Origin of the sequence: Pseudomonas sp. RSB 5.4 (genome assembly GCF_037126175.1) — a bacterium.
In the GTDB taxonomy this organism is placed as follows: Bacteria; Pseudomonadota; Gammaproteobacteria; order Pseudomonadales; family Pseudomonadaceae; genus Aquipseudomonas; species Aquipseudomonas fluorescens_H.
The window spans coordinates 3,499,227-3,514,957 of sequence record NZ_CP146986.1 but is presented as its reverse complement, the minus strand read 5'-3'; the positions used below and the strand labels follow the sequence as shown (position 1 = coordinate 3,514,957).

The window sequence follows — 15,731 nt, the reverse complement described above, 5'->3', positions numbered from 1 at the left end:
ATTCCATTAAATCAGCCCACGCTGGACGAGTGCCTGATGCGCCGAGAGCGGATCTTCGGCCAGGATCAAATCAGCGGTTTCGCCAGTTCTTACGGACAACTCGGTCTGGTGGATGCATACCGTTGGTCCGACCAGCAATGTGGGGGCACTGACGCCATTCAGCAGTTTTGGCAGCTGCGCCAGGTTCATCGCCTTGCTGGAATACAGCAGCACGCCGCGCGCTTGCAGATGATCGACCGCCAGCGCCAGTTCTCCGGCCGATAGCGGCCAGTCGAACACTTGCACCGGGCAATCGGCGCTGCTGATCAGCCACGCGCAGAGCCACAGGTGCGGTTCCAGCGGCAGGTCCGAGTGATTGATCAACAGCAGCGGCGCGGTGTGTAACTGTCGATTGTTATGGTAGATGCGCGCGCCGAATTTGCTGCGTAACCAAGAATAAAAGAACACCCGCTCCATCTGCGCACCGAACTGGCCTTGCCAGCGCTGCTCGAGTTCGGTCAGCAGCGGCAGCAGCAACTGCTCACACAGAGTGCGCGGCGGATACAGGGCCATGGCCTGGTTGATGCTGTCGTCGAGGTTGCGCTCGTTGAGGTGGGTGACGGCGTCGAGCAATACGTTGCGCTGGCGCTGCCAGTCGTTTTCCACCGTTTCGGTAAAGGCTTGCGGGGTGTCGAGCAACGGCTTGACCTGACTGACCGCCACGCCCCGGTTGAGCCAGGTCAGGATGGTCAGAATTTGCTGCACATGTTCGCTGGAGTACAGGCGATGGCCCTTGGGCGTGCGTTGCGGCACGATCAGCCCGTAACGGCGCTCCCAGGCGCGCAGGGTGATGGCGTTGACGCCGGTCTGCCGTGCCACTTCGCGGATCGGCAGCCAACCCTCGTCGAGGGCTTTCTTGAAGTCTGCACCCAGGTCTTCCTGGGCGCTGGTGTCGAGTGTGTCGTTCATCAAATGGCGTTTCGCAGGCTGAGGTTTTCCGGATGCGGCTGCAGGTAAACCTGCTGCGCAATGTAGGGATCCGGGTGTAGGCGAAAGTGGTGCTTGAGCAAGGTCAACGGCACCACCAGCGGCACGATGCCGTGGCGGTACTGGCCGATCACATGCTGCATTTCCTGTTTGTCTTCAGGGCTGATCGCCTGTTTCAGGTAGCCGCTGATATGTTGCAGGACATTGCTGTGGGTGCGGCGGGTGGCGCATTTCTTCAACGCGCTCATCAACTCGCTGAAGTAGCGCGGGCCGAGTTCGACCGGATTGGTCTTGCCCATGTTGCCCAGCAGTTTGCCCAGGGCTTTGTATTGCTCCGGGTTGTGCGCCATCAGCAGGTATTTGTAGCGGGAGTGGAATTCGGTCAATGCGCGGCGGCTCAAGCCTTGTTCGAGCACCTGCTGCCAGGCGCTGTAGGCGAGCACGCGAGTGATGAAGTTTTCCCGCAGCACTGGATCGTTCAGGCGCCCGGCTTCTTCCACCGGCAGATCAGGGTGCTGCGCGCAGAACGCCTGGGCATAGATGCCACGGCCGCCGCCGTTCACCGGGGCGCCGTTGGCGTGATAGACCTTGACCCGCTCCAGACCGCACGAAGGCGACTGCTGCATGAAGATGTAGCCGCAGATGTCATCAAGTTCACCGGCCATTTTCTGCCCGTAGGCGGCCAGCGGTTCAGTCACATTGATTTGCGGATTGACTGTGCCGACGGCTTCGGGAGCATCCGGATCGCCGACCAGACGGATCGGTTCACGAGGGATGCCCAGGCCAATGGCAACTTCGGGGCATACCGGGACGAATTCGAAATGTTCAGCCAGGGTGCGGCTGCACAGCCGCGATTCTTTGTGCCCACCGTTGTAGCGCACTTCAGCGCCCATCAGGCAGGCGCTGATGGCGATTTTGGGCCGGGATGCAGAAAGGTCGGACATGCACACCTCGAATCTATTCCTGTACAGGGAGTTAGCTCTGTACAACTTTTCCTCAGCATAGATTCATACGTGTACAAGTCAAATCATTTGTATAAGTTTTTCCAGGTTTACACGATCGACTGTGGGAGCGGGCTTGCTCGCGAAGGCGTCAGCTCAGCTGGATCAATGTGACTGACACAGCGCTTTCGCGAGCAAGCCCGCTCCCACAGGGAAATCATTTCCAGCCCAGTAACCAGTGATCGTTGTTCTTCAACGTCTGCCAATCGAGGCGTTCTGCGCGCTTGGTCAACACCGCCTGCAACTCAATCTCCAGCACCGTACCTTCCTCATCGCGGAACAGCTCGGTGACCAGAAAATGCTTTTCGCGGTTTTGCGGGTGGGCTGCTGTCCACTTCGACAGCAGCAGTTTTTGCGGATTGATACGGTTCACTGCAGGTTCTCGTGCAAGCGGCGCGCGGCTTCCTGACCACTGAGCCAGGCGCCTTCGACACGTCCGGACAGGCACCAGTCGCCGCAGGCGTACAGGCCGAGGTCGGCATCGGCCAGCGTGCCCCATTCGTGGCCGGTCGCAGGGCGAGCGTAGAGCCAGCGGTGGGCGAGGCTGAAGGTCGGAGCGGGCATTGCACTGTGCAGCAGTTCGGCGAAAGCGCCATGCAGTTGCTCAATGACCGCTTCCTTGGGCAGATCGATGTGTTGTCGGCTCCAGGCGCTGCTGGCGTGCAGTACCCAAGTGTCGCAAGTGGTGTCGCGCCCCGGTTTACTGCGGTTGCGCGCCAGCCAGTCGATGGGGCTGTCCTGCACGAAGCAACCTTCGATCGGCGTATCCAGTGGCGTATCGAAGGCGAGGGCAACGGCCCAGGTCGGGTCCATTTTCACCCCCGCGGCCGCACCGGCCAGTTTCGGCGCCGCGGCCAGCAATGCAGTGGCTTGTGGTGCCGGTGTGGCAATCACCACGTGGCTGAAGGGGCCATGGGTAAAGCCTTCGGCGTCCTGCAGGTGCCAGTGTTCTTCACCGCGAAAGACTTCGGTGATGCGGCAGGCGAAGTGTACTTCCAGATCACCGAGCAAGCCTCGGGTGATAGCGCTCATGCGCGGTGTGCCGACCCAGCGGATCTGCTCGTCCGGCGACAGGTTCAGTTTTCCACCCTGAAAGGTATAGAGCTGCGGCGTCCACTCGGCAACCCAACCTTCGGATTGCCAGCGTTGCACCTCGGTGACGAAACGCCGGTCGCGGGCGGTGAAGTATTGCGCGCCCATGTCCAGAGAACCGGCGTCGCTGCGTTTGCTCGACATGCGCCCGCCACTGCCGCGGCTTTTGTCGAAGAGCTGGACGGTGTGTCCGGCGTCTGTCAGGGCCTGGGCGGCGGAGAGTCCGGCGATGCCGGTGCCGATGATTGCGATAGGTACAGTCATAGGGGCCTCGTTTTACCTTTCTGTACAGACTACGCCGTCAATGAAACCTGTACAATTTTGTTTTTTGGTATAACTTCTAGCGTTCTCGTTCTGACAGCTTGGCCTATGGTTAAACAATAGAGCCTGCCCGATAGAAAAGATCCCTGCTTATAAAAATAGACTAGTGATCCGGGTAAAACGCCACGCGAGGAAGATGTCATGCGCATATTGCTGACCGGCGGTACTGGTTTGATAGGCCGTCAGCTCTGCCGACACTGGTCGGGACAGGGCCATCAGCTGACGGTGTGGAGTCGGCGTCCGGAAAAAGTCGCGAAAATCTGTGGCGCGCAAGTGCGCGCGATTGCGCGTCTCGAAGACTTCGGCGACGAGCCGCTGGACGCCGTGGTCAACCTGGCCGGTGCGCCGATTGCTGATCGGCCATGGACCCATCGGCGCAAGGCGTTGTTGTGGAGCAGCCGCATCACCCTCACCGAAACCCTGCTGGCCTGGCTGGAAACGCGTCAGCAGAAACCGGGGTTGTTGATCTCCGGCTCTGCTGTCGGCTGGTATGGCGACGGCGGTGAACGTGAGCTGACCGAAGATTCGCCGCCAGTGATCGACGACTTTGCCAGTCAGTTGTGCATTGCCTGGGAAGAAACCGCCCAGCGTGCCGAAGGTCAGGGCATCCGTGTGGTGCTGGTGCGTACCGGGCTGGTGCTGTCGGCCGAGGGCGGCTTTTTGTCGCGGCTGTTGCTGATGTTCAAACTCGGGCTGGGCGGGCCTTTGGGCAATGGCCGGCAATGGATGCCGTGGATTCACATCGATGATCAAATCGCCCTGATTGATTTTCTTCTGCACCGCGATCAGGCGAGCGGTCCTTATAATGCCTGCGCGCCCAAACCGGTGCGCAATCGCGAGTTTGCCAAAACGCTGGGCAGCGTGCTGCACCGCCCGGCGTTCATGCCGATGCCGGCCCTGGCCCTGAAGGTCGGGCTTGGCGAAATGTCATCGCTGTTGCTGGGTGGCCAACGCGCCATGCCGGCACGCTTGCTGGAAGCGGGTTTCACTTTCCAGTTCACGGATTTGCGCGCGGCCCTGGATGATCTCTCCGGCCGCCTTTGAAATAGGACGATGCATGACCGATCACGCCTTGCTTCTGGTCAACCTGGGTTCCCCGGCCTCCACCTCGGTGGCCGATGTACGCCGCTACCTCAATCAATTTCTGATGGACCCGTATGTGATCGACCTGCCGTGGCCGGTGCGGCGGTTGTTGGTGTCGCTGATCCTGATCAAGCGCCCCGAGCAATCGGCCCATGCCTACGCTTCGATCTGGTGGGAGGAGGGCTCGCCGCTGGTGGTGCTCAGCCGTCGTCTGCAACAGCTGATGACCACCCAGTGGAGCCACGGTCCGGTAGAGCTGGCCATGCGTTACGGCGAGCCGTCGATTGAAACCAGGTTGCTGCAGCTGGTCGCAGCAGGGCACAAGCGCATCACGCTGGCGCCGCTCTATCCACAGTTCGCCGACAGCACCACGACCACGGTGATCGAAGAAGCCAGGCGGGTGATTCGCGAGAAGAAAATCGATGTGCAGCTTTCAGTGTTGCAACCGTTTTACGATCAGCCGGAATACATCGACGCACTGGTCGCCAGCGCCACGCCGCATTTGCAGCAGGACTACGATCACTTGCTGCTGAGCTTCCATGGCTTGCCGGAGCGGCACCTGACCAAGCTCGATCCCACTGGCAATCACTGCTTGAAAAACGCGGATTGCTGCAAGAATGCTTCGCCGGCCGTGCTTGCCACCTGTTACCGCGCCCAGTGCATGCGCACCGCCGCCGAATTCGCCAGGCGCGCGGGCATTGCCGATGGCAAATGGTCGGTGTCGTTTCAGTCGCGTCTGGGGCGGGCGAAGTGGATCGAACCCTACACCGAAGCGCGGCTGGATGAGCTGGCGAAAAGCGGCGTGAAGAAGATTCTGGTGATGTGCCCGGCGTTCGTTGCCGACTGCATTGAGACGCTGGAAGAGATCGGTGATCGCGGCAAGGAACAGTTCCGCGAAGCGGGGGGCGAGGAGTTGGTGCTGGTGCCGTGCCTGAATGATGAGCCGCAATGGGCGAAGGCGTTGGCGACCCTGTGTGAACGAGCGCCGCTGGCGCTGTAGCTGTTGTGGCGAGGGAGCTTGCTCCCGCTGGGCTGCGAAGCAGCCCCAAAACCTGCGGACGCGGTTCACAGGAAACCGCATCCGCCGAGTTTATGACTGCTTCGCAGTCAAGCGGGAGCAAGCTCCCTCGCCACAGGTAATGAGCCAGATTTTAGATCAGCGGCTCATCCGCCTTCTTGTTCTTCCAGCCATCATTGCCCGGCAGGATCAGGTTCAGCGCAATCGCCACCACCGCGCACAGCGCGATGCCTTTGAGGCCGAAGTCATCCGGGCCGGTACCGGTGCCGACCAGCACACCGCCGATACCGAATACCAGGGTCACCGACACGATCACCAGATTGCGCGCCTCGCCGAGGTCGATCTTGTGACGGATCAGGGTGTTCATCCCCACCGCCGCGATCGAACCGAACAACAGGCACAAAATCCCGCCCATCACCGGCACCGGAATGCTTTGCAGCAGCGCGCCGAACTTGCCGATGAACGCCAGGGTGATGGCGAAGATCGCCGCCCAGGTCATGATTTTCGGGTTGTAGTTCTTGGTCAGCATCACCGCGCCGGTCACTTCGGCGTAGGTGGTGTTCGGCGGGCCGCCAAACAGACCGGCCGCCGTGGTGGCGATGCCGTCACCGAGCAGGGTACGGTGCAGGCCAGGCTTCTTCAGATAGTCGCGACCGGTCACGCTACCCACCGCGATCACGCCGCCGATGTGCTCGATGGCCGGAGCCAGCGCCACCGGAACGATGAACAGGATCGCCTGCCAGTTGAACTCCGGCGCGGTGAAGTGCGGTAGCGCAAACCATGGGGCCGCCGCAATCTTCGCGGTATCGACCACGCCGAAATAGAACGACATGGCAAAACCCACCAGCACCCCGGAAATGATCGGCACCAGACGGAAGATGCCTTTACCGAACACCGCCACGATCAACGTGGTCAGCAGCGCCGGCATCGAGATCATCATCGCGGTCTGGTAGTGGATCAGCTCGGAGCCGTCGCCCGCCTTGCCCATCGCCATGTTCGCGGCAATCGGCGCCATGGCCAGGCCGATGGAAATGATTACCGGACCAATCACCACCGGCGGCAGCAGACGGTCGATGAAACCGGTGCCTTTGATCTTCACGGCGAGGCCGAGGAAGGTGTAGACGAAACCGGCCGCCATCACGCCGCCCATGGTCGCGGCGAGGCCGAACTGGCCCTTGGCGAGAATGATCGGGGTGATGAAGGCAAAGCTCGATGCAAGGAATACCGGCACCTGACGCCCGGTGACGATCTGGAACAGAATCGTCCCCAGACCCGCGGTGAACAATGCCACGTTCGGGTCAAGGCCGGTGATCAGCGGCATCAGCACCAGGGCGCCGAACGCTACGAACAGCATCTGGGCGCCGGACAGCACCGTGCGCCAGAGCGGATCGTTGAACTCTTGCTGCATGCTCACGCGTCCTTCTGCTTGGTACCGAAGATCTTGTCACCGGCATCGCCAAGCCCTGGGATGATGTACCCGTGTTCGTTCAGACGCTCATCGATGGACGCGGTGTAGATGGTCACATCCGGGTGAGCCTGTTCCACCGCGGCAATGCCTTCCGGCGCGGCCACCAGCACCATTGCGCGGATGTCCTTGCAACCGGCTTTCTTCAGCAGGTCGATGGTCGCAACCATGGAGCTGCCGGTGGCGAGCATCGGGTCGATGATCATCGCCAACCGTTCGTCGATTTCCGGAACCAGTTTTTCCAGATAAGTGTGCGCTTGCAGGGTTTCTTCGTTGCGGGCAACGCCCACAGCGGAAACCTTGGCACCCGGGATCAGGCTCAGCACGCCTTCGAGCATGCCGATGCCGGCGCGCAGGATCGGCACGACGGTGATTTTCTTGCCGGCGATTTTCTCCACCGACACAGTGCCGCACCAACCGGCGATATCGTAGGATTCGAGCGGCAAATCTTTTGTAGCTTCATAGGTCAACAGAGCGCCGACTTCCTGAGCAAGCTCACGGAAATTCTTGGTGCTGATATCGGCGCGGCGCATCAGGCCGAGTTTATGGCGGATCAGCGGATGGCGGATCTCGAGGATGGGCATGGAAAAACTCCGGCGGCGGGCAAAAAAACCGGCCTAGATTAATCTATCCGAGGGTGATGTCCTATAGGACATTGAGTACGTTAGTCCATTAAGGCTTGATTCGACCTCACGGGATGCGTACCTTTGCCCGCTTTTCCGAAAACATCCCCCTGGAGAGCGCCATGTCCGCTGATCTCGAGCATATCCGTCAAATCATGCGAGAGGCTGACTGCCTGTACACCGAATCTGAAGTCGAGGCCGCCATCGCCCGCGTCGGTGCACAAATCAACGAACAACTGGCCGACAGCAACCCGGTGGTGTTCTGCGTGATGAACGGCGGCCTGATCTTCTCCGGCAAACTGCTGACTCACCTGCAATTTCCGCTGGAAGCGTCCTACCTGCACGCGACCCGTTATCGCAACGAAACCAGCGGCGGCGACCTGTTCTGGAAAGCCAAGCCGGAAGTCTCGTTCATCGACCGCGACGTGCTGATCATCGACGACATCCTCGACGAAGGTCACACCCTGGGCGCGATCATCGACTTCTGCAAACACGCCGGCGCGCGCAAAGTGCACACCGCCGTGCTGATCGACAAGGATCACGACCGCAAGGCGCGTCCTGACCTGAAGGCAGACTTCGTCGGCCTGCCATGCGTTGACCGTTACATCTTCGGTTACGGCATGGACTACAAAGGCTACTGGCGCAACGCCAACGGGATCTTTGCCGTTAAAGGAATGTAATCCATGAACACGCCGAGCTTTCTTGATCAAACGCTATTCGCTGAATTGGCCGAGAAAGCTGCGGCCAACCCTCGTGGACGTCAGCACCACAACTTCCACCAGATGGAAGAAACGTGCCATCGCATGGCCGTGGGCTTGCAACCGAGCACTTATATTCCGCCGCACCGGCATCTGGGTGAGAACAAGGCGGAAACACTGCTGGTGCTCAAGGGCCGGCTGGGTCTGTTGATCTTCGATGAAACCGGTGCCGTGGTGAAAAAGCAGGTTCTGCAGGCCGGTGGTGAGTGTGTCGGTGTCGATCTGCCAACGGGCGTCTTCCATAGCCTGGTGGTGCTGGAAGCCAACAGTTTGATGTTCGAGTGCAAGGCTGGTCCCTATCGTCCGGTCGGTGAAGGCGAACTTGCTCATTGGGCCCCGCGGGAAGGCGAGGCCGGTGTGGCTGCATACCAGACGTGGATGCGCGCGCAGTTCGATTGATGCGAGGCTGGAACAAAAAAGGTGTAGGTCGCTGATAACGCGACCTGCACCTTTTTTGCTTTGCAGGACTGCGCAAAACGCGGCTAGAGTGCTCGGCCCCGCCCCCGGAGCCTGTCATGAGCCTTTTGATCCGCAGCCTTGCCGCCCTGTTGCTGACCCTCAGCCTGCCCCTGGCCGCCGCCCCGGCGCCGATGCACAGTCAATTTCTGCCGCCAGACGACCTGACCCTGCGCGATGCCGAGCCCGAGCAGCAACAACTGCTGCAAGTCACCGATTATTCGGTGGTGGTCGGTGCGCAACGCCAGTCCAATCAACAGCCGATTCCGGTCACGTCGCCGCTGATGATCCGCCTCAAGGGCAAGTCGTTGAACAAGGGCGCGACCATCACGCAAGTGCTGGTCAACTTCGATGGCGAAAGCAAAAGCCTGAAAAAACCGGTTTATGACGACAAGAGCAAGACCCTGACCCTGTATTACCCGCTGGCCCAGTACCGGGTAGTGATCGATCTGCTGCGCAACGACACCGTCTATGTGCAATTCCTCAGTTACGCCAACGGCCACATCTGGGCCGATCTGCACACCGGGGCCGTTCGTTCGCGTTGAGCCTTGTGGCGGGGCAGGGGTAAACTGCCCGCCCCGTGTAATGTCTGCGAGCTGGAGTCGGCAATGCGTAAAGATAAGAAACAGGTGATTGGTGACGAGATCGGCGATGAGCAGATCAAGCTGTTCCTCGATTTTGAGCCGGTCGACGCCACTTCGCCGTCGCTGCACAAACTGGTCAAGGCCTATCGCGGCCTGCGCATCGACGATTTCGAGCGCTTTCTGACGTTCTTCGTGGCTGCCGGTTACGACGTGGATGGCAAGGATGAGCAGGGCCAGACGTTTGTTGACCTGATCAAGGATCAGCGAAATGCGGCCGAGTACATTGAGCTGATAGAAAAAGCTCGCGGCTAAGATCACCCGATACTTGTGGCGAGGGGATTTATCCCCGATGGGCTGCGTAGCGGCCCCGAAGCCTGAGTGCAAGGGTGTCAGGTAAATCGCATCAATGGTTTGCGACTGCTGCGCAGCCGATCGGGGATAAATCCCCTCACCACAAGTGTTGGTGAGCCAGCAGTATTGGTTTTTATCCCAGCAAAAAAAACGCCCCGCACTCACTGAGTACGGGGCGTTTTTTATGGCGCAAGATCAAGCGAAGCTTGGGGTCTCGCTGCTTTCTTCAACCAGTTCCAGGGCGATGTTGTTCTGCGTGTTGATCTTGCGATACAGCGCAGCATCGGTTTCCAGAACCTTTTCGCGGGCCGGGAAGATCTCCGCCAGTTTGGCCGCCCACTCACCCTTGGCCTTGGCCGGGAAGCATTTCTCGATCAGCTCGAGCATGATCGAAACAGTCACCGAAGCCCCTGGCGAAGCGCCGAGCAGAGCGGCGAGGGAGCCGTCTTTCGCGGCGACCAGTTCGGTACCGAATTGCAGGATCCCGCCCTTTTTCGGGTCTTTCTTGATGATCTGTACCCGTTGGCCGGCCACTTCCAGGCGCCAGTCTTCGGCTTTCGCCTCCGGGTAGAAGCGGCGCAGGGAATCCAGGCGCTGCTCCATCGATTGCATCACTTCGCTGACCAGGTACTTGGTCAGGTCCATGTTGTTTTTCGCCACTGCCAGCATCGGCCCGATGTTGCTGGCGCGAACTGATAGCGGCAGGTCCATGAAGGAGCCGTGCTTGAGGAACTTGGTGGTGAAACCGGCGTATGGCCCGAACAGCAGGGATTTCTTGCCGTCGACAACGCGGGTGTCCAGGTGCGGCACCGACATCGGTGGCGAACCGACTGCAGCCTGGCTGTAGACCTTGGCCTGGTGGTGCTTGACCACTTCCGGGTTATCGCAACGCAGCCACTGGCCGCTGATCGGGAAGCCGCCGAAGCCTTTGCTTTCTTCGATGCCCGAAGCCTGCAGCAGCGGCAGGGCCGCGCCACCGGCGCCGAGGAAGACGAATTTGGCGTCGACTTCACGGCTGCTGCCGCTGTTGACGTCCTTGATGCTGACGGTCCAGCCAGCGCCGTTGCGTTTGAGGCCGGTCACGCGCTTGCAGTATTTGACCTGGGTGTCCGGTGCGCTGGTCAGGTGCTTGAGCAACTGATTGGTCAGGGCGCCGAAGTTGACGTCGGTGCCGTTCATCACGCGGGTGGCGGCCAGCACTTCATCCGGCGAGCGGCCCGGCATCATCAGCGGCATCCACTCGGCCATCTTGGCCTTGTCTTCGGTGTATTCCATGTCGGCGAAGGCGTGGTGCTTGTGCAGCACGTTGAAGCGTTCCTTGAGGAACGACACGCCTTTGTCACCCTGAACGAAGCTCAGGTGTGGCACCGGGCTGATGAAGGATTTGCACGAGCCGAAGGTGCCTTTCTTGGTCAGGTACGACCAGAATTGCTTGGACACTTCGAACTGGGTGTTGATGTGCACGGCTTTCTTGATGTCGACGCTGCCGTCGGCTGCCTGCGGCGTGTAGTTCAGCTCGCACAGGCCGGCGTGGCCGGTACCGGCGTTGTTCCACGGGTTGGAACTCTCCGCAGCACCGGAATCCATCAACTCGACGACTTCCAGCTTGATCGCCGGGTCGAGCTCTTTGAGCAGTACTGCCAGGGTGGCACTCATGATGCCGGCCCCAACCAGAACTACGTCGACTGCTTCGTTATGCGCCATTTAACGCGTCTCCAAAATCTGCAGCACCAAATTGTCGGCATGGCTGCCAGGGAGTGACGGGGCAAGTCAGTTGCGCCCCAGATACCCATGGTCAGGTTCGTCATGTCCGAATCTTCGCAATTTTTCGCAACTTCGACGGATGCATGCGGCCTGGCTTCAAGAGTTGCATGAACTCATTTCAGCACGCGGCTGGCAATTCGACTTATGGTCGAGACATCCGTTTTGTGCAACCAAATCCGTAGCGGACAGGCTTCAGGCTCCGATGTTCGAGGTATCCCCGGTCCTGTGTCGTTGGGCTGTTTCAGACGCTAATGGTGCATGTTCAGACGCAAAACTATTCATTTGCTCGCCACACTCTTGTGAAGTTGTGAAAACCCGTTTTTTTCACGCTCTTTTGAAGACGTGAACCTCAAAAAGGGCTGTCCAGGCCTGGCACCGTGCCCGCAAAGGCAAAACAACGCGGTGGCCGAGCGTATGACAGCTCTGCAGATTCGCGAAAAGCGGGGTTTTGCCGGAAGAACAGGCAAGCGCGCCAACTTCACTCGATCTGTGTGGGCGGCTCTCTGTGGGCGATTTTGATGGCTAATGCTGGGCATTGCCGGTGTTGCGGGGCCCGATCAGGAGACGTCCTTATAATCGGGGGGAGATTGTATCGAAGAAATGCGGGCAGTTGCTCGTGTTTAATGACTTTTATTAGGCATCCGGTCAGATGCTCAACATCGCTTGCACGCGTGCGCGGGGCTGCGACGGTATGACGCGGGCGCTGGCGGGCAGTGGCTGGTGCAACCAGTTGAGACGGATTTCTTCGATTTCCACCCAGCCATCGCCCATCGGTTGCAGGCTGCACTGCTTGAATGCCTGGCAATGACCGTTGCGGTCGAGCAGGGCAAAGCTGCGGTGCAGCGGACGTGGAGCGAACAACGAGATCAGATAACGCATGGCCAGGTACCTTGTTGGAGGACTGGTTTGAAGCTTGCCAAGTGGCCGTGACGCCAAGGTGTATGGGCGGTGAATAATCTGTGACAGGAACCGCATTCCCATGGGCGGGTCAGACATTCGAGTATTCACTGTCGAGTGCTGGTTACCCGCAGTGGCCCACCGCTATACTGCCGGCCTGTTTGTGCCTGATTCTGGAGAAAAGAGCATGTTGCAACGCCTGTTGTTCGGTTTGATCACTGTGACCAGTTTGACCCTGGTTGGCTGCGCCCACAGCCCGCAACAACTGAGCCCGGAACCGAAGCTGACCACGCAGTTGGCCCCGGTCGGCCATGGCCAGCAAGTGGTGGTGCGCGTGGTTGACGGTCGTCCGTCGCCAACCCTCGGCACCCGTGGCGGCCTGTACCCGGAAACCAGCGCCATCACCGTGCAGCGCGAGCAGATCCTGCCGAAGCTGCAGGCGCAGGCTGAAGCCGCCGTACGTCTGCTCGGCTTCACCCCGACCAGCAACGGGATGAACGCGCCGCAACTGACCGTGACCCTGACCGAGCTGAAGTACCAGTCGCCGAAAGAAGGCATGTACGTGACCGAAGCCACCATCGGCGCGACCTTTCGCTCCGATGTGCAGAGCGGCAACCGTCGCTACAGCGGGCGCTACGGTGCTTCGCTGGATCAGCGCTTCGGCATGGCGCCGAACCAGGAAACCAACACCAAGCTGGTCAGCGACGTGTTGAGCGATGCCTTGACCCGTCTGTTCAAGGACCCGACCGTAGGTCAGATCCTCGCCGAGTAAGCTGTTCGGCAGATGTGCAAAAGCCCGGCGCCAGTGATGGCGCCGGGCTTTTTTGTGGCCACATAATTCATCTGAATACTCATACAACTGTGGGAGGGGGCTTGCTCCCGAAAGCGGTGGATCAGTCAACTCAGAAGTCGACTGACACTCAGTCTTCGGGAGCAAGCCCCCTCCCACAGGGACAGGCGTGTGTCAGGCTGCCTGGGAGTAGAAGTCGAGCATGCTCACGCCGGTCAGCAGATCAGTCTCCGGCAAATCCGCGTGCTGATGCCCGCCGAGGGCGCAATACACCAGCCAGTGGCGATCCTGAACATTGAAGGCAAGACTGCCGACGAGGCTCTGTTGTTCGTCGGTCGGGGTGATGAGGTACAGGCGATCCTGGTTTTCGGCGTGCAGCATGTCGCGTTCCATGTGTGTTTCGAGGCGCGCATGGTGGCCGATGTAAATGACGATGCCGTGACACAGGGCAGCCATCGGTCGATTGTCAGGTTATTTGTCGCAAAGGGTAGGGTAGTGGAGGCGTGTTTCGGTAGAATCCGCGCCGCGGTCGTCGATCTGGCGCCTGCCACACCGATTCAGTTCCGAGGTCTGTGATGTCGCTGCACTTGATGACGCTGTTTACCGCCCATCCCGCCAAATTGATCAACCTGCTGGCGCTGGCTCTGGCCTTTCCAGGCAGTTGGCTGCTGCACGCGACCCGCCGTCGTGAACAGCGCGCTCTGGCCAGCATCGCCGCTCAACGCCAGGCTCAACCGAATGCCGAACCGATTCTGGATTGGGCAACGTTGCGCATGAACCGCTTTTTCTACCGCTTCGGTTTTGCCTGCCTCGGCCTGGCGCTGATCGTTTCGTGGGTCAGCACGCGCTTCTAAGGACAGCACAAACCCTTGTGGCGAGGGAGCTTGCTCCCGCTGGGCTGCGAAGCGGCCCCGATTCAGGTAAACGCGGTTTTTCAGGTATACCGCGTGATCTGGTTTTGCGACTGCTGCGCAGCCGAGCGGGAGCAAGCTCCCTCGCCACAAGGTTTGATTGAATCAGATAAAAAAACGGCGCCCCGAGGGCGCCGTTTTTGCGTCGAGTGGAAAGCGCTTACAACGGCAACCCGGCTTTTACGCGGTACTGATTGCGCACCGGTGTCGCATATTGCAGCACCAGATACGGACGGTGCTCCTCAGGGCAGGCGTCCAGCCGGCGCTGCCATTCTTCCTGTGCCTTGGCCAGCTCATCGGCCGGGAACACCTCGGCGGCCTTCGGCACGTTCAGTTGCGGATCGGCATCGGCCCACATTGCATACGCCAGGTAATGCACCGGGAACAGGCGATAACCGCCGAGAATCTGCTTGTCCATCTCGACCGCCAATTGCTTGGTGTCTTCGAACAGCTCGGTGATCGGCGCGGCGAAGTTCACGTGCACCCGGCCCTTGTAGCCGGTGATGCCCTTGGCGATGCTCACGTCATCCTCGCCCGGTGCCTTGGTGTAGGTGCCGGTGGTGGCGCGGATGTACAACTCGCGGGCCTTGGCCTGATCGCACGGGTCGTATTCGTAGCTGATCGACACCGGGGTCAGGTTCAGCGACTGAATCACTTCGCCGAACGGCTCGTCCTTGCGGCTCATGTGGAACATCTTGAGGATCGCCGACTCGGTGCGGTCGTCACCATCCTTCGCCCGGCCCTCGGCCTGAGCGATCCAGATCGACGCGCAGTCGTTGCGGATCGAGTGGTTGATGTACGCCGACAGCAACTGATACGCCGCCATCTTCTCGCGGCGCCCGGTGATCGAGCGGTGCACGATGAAGCTCTTGTTCAGGCGCATCAGGTCGCTGACAAAAGGCTTTTGCAGCAGGTTGTCACCGATCGCGATGCGTGGGGTCGGCAGGCCGGCGTGGTACACGGCATAGTTGACGAAGGCCGGGTCCATCACGATGTCGCGGTGGTTGGCGATAAACAGGTAGGCGCTGCCGGACTTGAATTGCTCGACACCGGTGTAGGTCACGCCATCAGTGGCGCGCTCGATGGTGTGGTCGACGTAAAACTCGACTTTGTCCTGCAAAGTGGCCACGGAGGTCACGTCGGCAAACTCACGACGCAGCCGATGGGCTATAAGTGGTTTGAGCATCCAGCCGAAGGCACCGGCAAAACGCGGGAAGCGGAAGTGGGTGAGGATATCTAGAAACGCCTTGTCGCCGAGCAGTCTTGCCAGTACCGCAGGTACTTCGCTGTCGTCGTAAGGTCGGATGGCATCGAATTCGCCCATCATGCTCTCTTGTTGGAAACGGCTAGGGTAAGTAAAGGTTTTGATCGAAAACCAACGGGGCACGGTCTGAAAAGGTAGCCAGACAAAAATAGCCCTGCAAATAGACCGGCGATTATACGCACAAGTCACCTGGGAGACCGCGATGCTGGAAAGCGCACTGTATGAATGTCCGTATTGTGGTGAAGAGGTTGAGACGACGGTGGACTTGTCCGGCGGAGATCAGACCTACATCGAGGACTGTCAGGTGTGTTGTCGACCGATCACGTTTGTCTTGCAGGTGCATGGCGAAGATTGGTTTCTGGAAGTCTTCAGCGAAAACGAGTGAGG

General features: G+C 59.8%; 19 protein-coding genes. 9 read left to right on the top strand and 10 right to left on the bottom strand.

From position 1 onward, the window contains the following. Positions 1-6 precede the first annotated feature (6 nt). From V9L13_RS15820 to V9L13_RS15805, 4 genes are all read right to left on the bottom strand, one after another. Complete coding sequence (locus V9L13_RS15820) at positions 7-948, bottom strand: MerR family transcriptional regulator (RefSeq protein WP_003228132.1); 942 nt, start codon at positions 946-948, stop codon at positions 7-9. Continuing rightward, on the bottom strand, positions 948-1,910 hold the full coding sequence (locus tag V9L13_RS15815; protein ID WP_338799982.1) for a DUF523 and DUF1722 domain-containing protein: 963 nt from the start codon (positions 1,908-1,910) through the stop codon (positions 948-950). Before V9L13_RS15815 ends, V9L13_RS15820 begins: the two co-directional genes overlap by 1 nt. A 214-nt stretch (positions 1,911-2,124) precedes the next feature. After that, positions 2,125-2,340 (bottom strand): TIGR02450 family Trp-rich protein, encoded by a 216-nt coding sequence (locus V9L13_RS15810; protein WP_103485753.1) that lies wholly within the window; start codon positions 2,338-2,340, stop codon positions 2,125-2,127. After that, a complete protein-coding gene (locus V9L13_RS15805; protein ID WP_003228126.1) occupies positions 2,337-3,323 on the bottom strand; it encodes an NAD(P)/FAD-dependent oxidoreductase in 987 nt (328 codons plus the stop codon). The genes V9L13_RS15810 and V9L13_RS15805 overlap by 4 nt, the downstream gene beginning before the upstream one ends. A gap of 198 nt (positions 3,324-3,521) precedes the next feature. Here V9L13_RS15805 and V9L13_RS15800 point away from each other — a divergent pair, with 198 nt between their 5' ends. Next, a complete protein-coding gene (locus tag V9L13_RS15800; protein WP_003228123.1) occupies positions 3,522-4,424 on the top strand; it encodes a TIGR01777 family oxidoreductase in 903 nt (300 codons plus the stop codon). Positions 4,425-4,437: 13 nt separating this feature from the next. Further along, positions 4,438-5,463: a ferrochelatase gene (hemH, locus tag V9L13_RS15795; RefSeq protein ID WP_338799981.1), complete on the top strand. Its 1,026-nt coding sequence runs from the start codon at positions 4,438-4,440 to the stop codon at positions 5,461-5,463. A 151-nt stretch (positions 5,464-5,614) separates the two neighbouring features. Here the strand turns inward: hemH and V9L13_RS15790 are convergent, their stop codons facing one another. Next, positions 5,615-6,889: a uracil-xanthine permease family protein gene (locus V9L13_RS15790; RefSeq protein ID WP_003228120.1), complete on the bottom strand. Its 1,275-nt coding sequence runs from the start codon at positions 6,887-6,889 to the stop codon at positions 5,615-5,617. Positions 6,890-6,891: 2 nt separating this feature from the next. Then, positions 6,892-7,530 (bottom strand): uracil phosphoribosyltransferase, encoded by a 639-nt coding sequence (gene upp / locus V9L13_RS15785; protein ID WP_003228118.1) that lies wholly within the window; start codon positions 7,528-7,530, stop codon positions 6,892-6,894. 161 nt (positions 7,531-7,691) lie between these two features. Here upp and V9L13_RS15780 point away from each other — a divergent pair, with 161 nt between their 5' ends. The 4 genes from V9L13_RS15780 (at position 7,692) to V9L13_RS15765 (ending at position 9,679) form a co-directional block, all read left to right on the top strand. Continuing rightward, on the top strand, positions 7,692-8,249 hold the full coding sequence (locus V9L13_RS15780) for a hypoxanthine-guanine phosphoribosyltransferase (RefSeq protein ID WP_003228116.1): 558 nt from the start codon (positions 7,692-7,694) through the stop codon (positions 8,247-8,249). A gap of 3 nt (positions 8,250-8,252) precedes the next feature. Next, positions 8,253-8,726, top strand: a complete 474-nt coding sequence (locus V9L13_RS15775) for a WbuC family cupin fold metalloprotein (protein WP_338799980.1) — start codon at positions 8,253-8,255, stop codon at positions 8,724-8,726. A 116-nt stretch (positions 8,727-8,842) separates the two neighbouring features. Continuing rightward, the gene (locus tag V9L13_RS15770; protein ID WP_003228114.1) at positions 8,843-9,328 is read left to right on the top strand and encodes a hypothetical protein; all 486 of its coding nucleotides are present in this window, start codon (positions 8,843-8,845) and stop codon (positions 9,326-9,328) included. A gap of 63 nt (positions 9,329-9,391) precedes the next feature. Continuing rightward, positions 9,392-9,679: a PA4642 family protein gene (locus V9L13_RS15765; RefSeq protein ID WP_064589146.1), complete on the top strand. Its 288-nt coding sequence runs from the start codon at positions 9,392-9,394 to the stop codon at positions 9,677-9,679. Positions 9,680-9,913: 234 nt separating this feature from the next. On the opposite strand, the gene mqo is transcribed toward V9L13_RS15765, so the two are convergent. Together mqo and V9L13_RS15755 are read right to left on the bottom strand one after the other, a co-directional pair. Beyond that, positions 9,914-11,422 carry a malate dehydrogenase (quinone) gene (mqo, locus tag V9L13_RS15760; RefSeq protein ID WP_003228110.1) on the bottom strand — a complete coding sequence of 503 codons (1,509 nt, stop codon included), beginning with the start codon at positions 11,420-11,422 and terminating at the stop codon, positions 9,914-9,916. A 705-nt stretch (positions 11,423-12,127) separates the two neighbouring features. After that, complete coding sequence (locus V9L13_RS15755; RefSeq protein WP_003228102.1) at positions 12,128-12,361, bottom strand: hypothetical protein; 234 nt, start codon at positions 12,359-12,361, stop codon at positions 12,128-12,130. Between the two features lie 205 nt (positions 12,362-12,566). On the opposite strand from V9L13_RS15755, the gene V9L13_RS15750 reads away from it, so the two are divergent. After that, positions 12,567-13,151 (top strand): YajG family lipoprotein, encoded by a 585-nt coding sequence (locus tag V9L13_RS15750; RefSeq protein ID WP_003228101.1) that lies wholly within the window; start codon positions 12,567-12,569, stop codon positions 13,149-13,151. Between the two features lie 192 nt (positions 13,152-13,343). Here V9L13_RS15750 and V9L13_RS15745 read toward each other — a convergent pair whose 3' ends face one another. Beyond that, a complete protein-coding gene (locus V9L13_RS15745) occupies positions 13,344-13,550 on the bottom strand; it encodes a hypothetical protein (protein ID WP_045122054.1) in 207 nt (68 codons plus the stop codon). A gap of 194 nt (positions 13,551-13,744) precedes the next feature. On the opposite strand from V9L13_RS15745, the gene V9L13_RS15740 reads away from it, so the two are divergent. Further along, positions 13,745-14,023: a hypothetical protein gene (locus V9L13_RS15740; RefSeq protein WP_103485755.1), complete on the top strand. Its 279-nt coding sequence runs from the start codon at positions 13,745-13,747 to the stop codon at positions 14,021-14,023. Positions 14,024-14,240: 217 nt separating this feature from the next. Here the strand turns inward: V9L13_RS15740 and V9L13_RS15735 are convergent, their stop codons facing one another. Then, a complete protein-coding gene (locus V9L13_RS15735; protein ID WP_003228096.1) occupies positions 14,241-15,404 on the bottom strand; it encodes a 1-acyl-sn-glycerol-3-phosphate acyltransferase in 1,164 nt (387 codons plus the stop codon). Positions 15,405-15,546: 142 nt separating this feature from the next. Between V9L13_RS15735 and V9L13_RS15730 the strand changes: the two genes are divergently transcribed. Then, complete coding sequence (locus V9L13_RS15730; protein WP_020799766.1) at positions 15,547-15,729, top strand: CPXCG motif-containing cysteine-rich protein; 183 nt, start codon at positions 15,547-15,549, stop codon at positions 15,727-15,729. Positions 15,730-15,731 lie beyond the last annotated feature (2 nt).

Bases quoted from the DNA above. Each gene is read 5' to 3' on its own strand.
- V9L13_RS15820 (WP_003228132.1), bottom strand. From the start codon at position 948: ATGAACGACACACTCGACACCAGCGCCCAGGAAGACCTGGGTGCAGAC.
- V9L13_RS15815 (WP_338799982.1), bottom strand. From the start codon at position 1,910: ATGTCCGACCTTTCTGCATCCCGGCCCAAAATCGCCATCAGCGCCTGC.
- V9L13_RS15805 (WP_003228126.1), bottom strand. From the start codon at position 3,323: ATGACTGTACCTATCGCAATCATCGGCACCGGCATCGCCGGACTCTCC.
- V9L13_RS15800 (WP_003228123.1), top strand. From the start codon at position 3,522: ATGCGCATATTGCTGACCGGCGGTACTGGTTTGATAGGCCGTCAGCTC.
- hemH (WP_338799981.1), top strand. From the start codon at position 4,438: ATGACCGATCACGCCTTGCTTCTGGTCAACCTGGGTTCCCCGGCCTCC.
- V9L13_RS15790 (WP_003228120.1), bottom strand. From the start codon at position 6,889: ATGCAGCAAGAGTTCAACGATCCGCTCTGGCGCACGGTGCTGTCCGGC.
- upp (WP_003228118.1), bottom strand. From the start codon at position 7,530: ATGCCCATCCTCGAGATCCGCCATCCGCTGATCCGCCATAAACTCGGC.
- V9L13_RS15780 (WP_003228116.1), top strand. From the start codon at position 7,692: ATGTCCGCTGATCTCGAGCATATCCGTCAAATCATGCGAGAGGCTGAC.
- V9L13_RS15775 (WP_338799980.1), top strand. From the start codon at position 8,253: ATGAACACGCCGAGCTTTCTTGATCAAACGCTATTCGCTGAATTGGCC.
- V9L13_RS15770 (WP_003228114.1), top strand. From the start codon at position 8,843: ATGAGCCTTTTGATCCGCAGCCTTGCCGCCCTGTTGCTGACCCTCAGC.
- V9L13_RS15765 (WP_064589146.1), top strand. From the start codon at position 9,392: ATGCGTAAAGATAAGAAACAGGTGATTGGTGACGAGATCGGCGATGAG.
- mqo (WP_003228110.1), bottom strand. From the start codon at position 11,422: ATGGCGCATAACGAAGCAGTCGACGTAGTTCTGGTTGGGGCCGGCATC.
- V9L13_RS15755 (WP_003228102.1), bottom strand. From the start codon at position 12,361: ATGCGTTATCTGATCTCGTTGTTCGCTCCACGTCCGCTGCACCGCAGC.
- V9L13_RS15750 (WP_003228101.1), top strand. From the start codon at position 12,567: ATGTTGCAACGCCTGTTGTTCGGTTTGATCACTGTGACCAGTTTGACC.
- V9L13_RS15745 (WP_045122054.1), bottom strand. From the start codon at position 13,550: ATGCTGCACGCCGAAAACCAGGATCGCCTGTACCTCATCACCCCGACC.
- V9L13_RS15740 (WP_103485755.1), top strand. From the start codon at position 13,745: ATGTCGCTGCACTTGATGACGCTGTTTACCGCCCATCCCGCCAAATTG.
- V9L13_RS15735 (WP_003228096.1), bottom strand. From the start codon at position 15,404: ATGGGCGAATTCGATGCCATCCGACCTTACGACGACAGCGAAGTACCT.
- V9L13_RS15730 (WP_020799766.1), top strand. From the start codon at position 15,547: ATGCTGGAAAGCGCACTGTATGAATGTCCGTATTGTGGTGAAGAGGTT.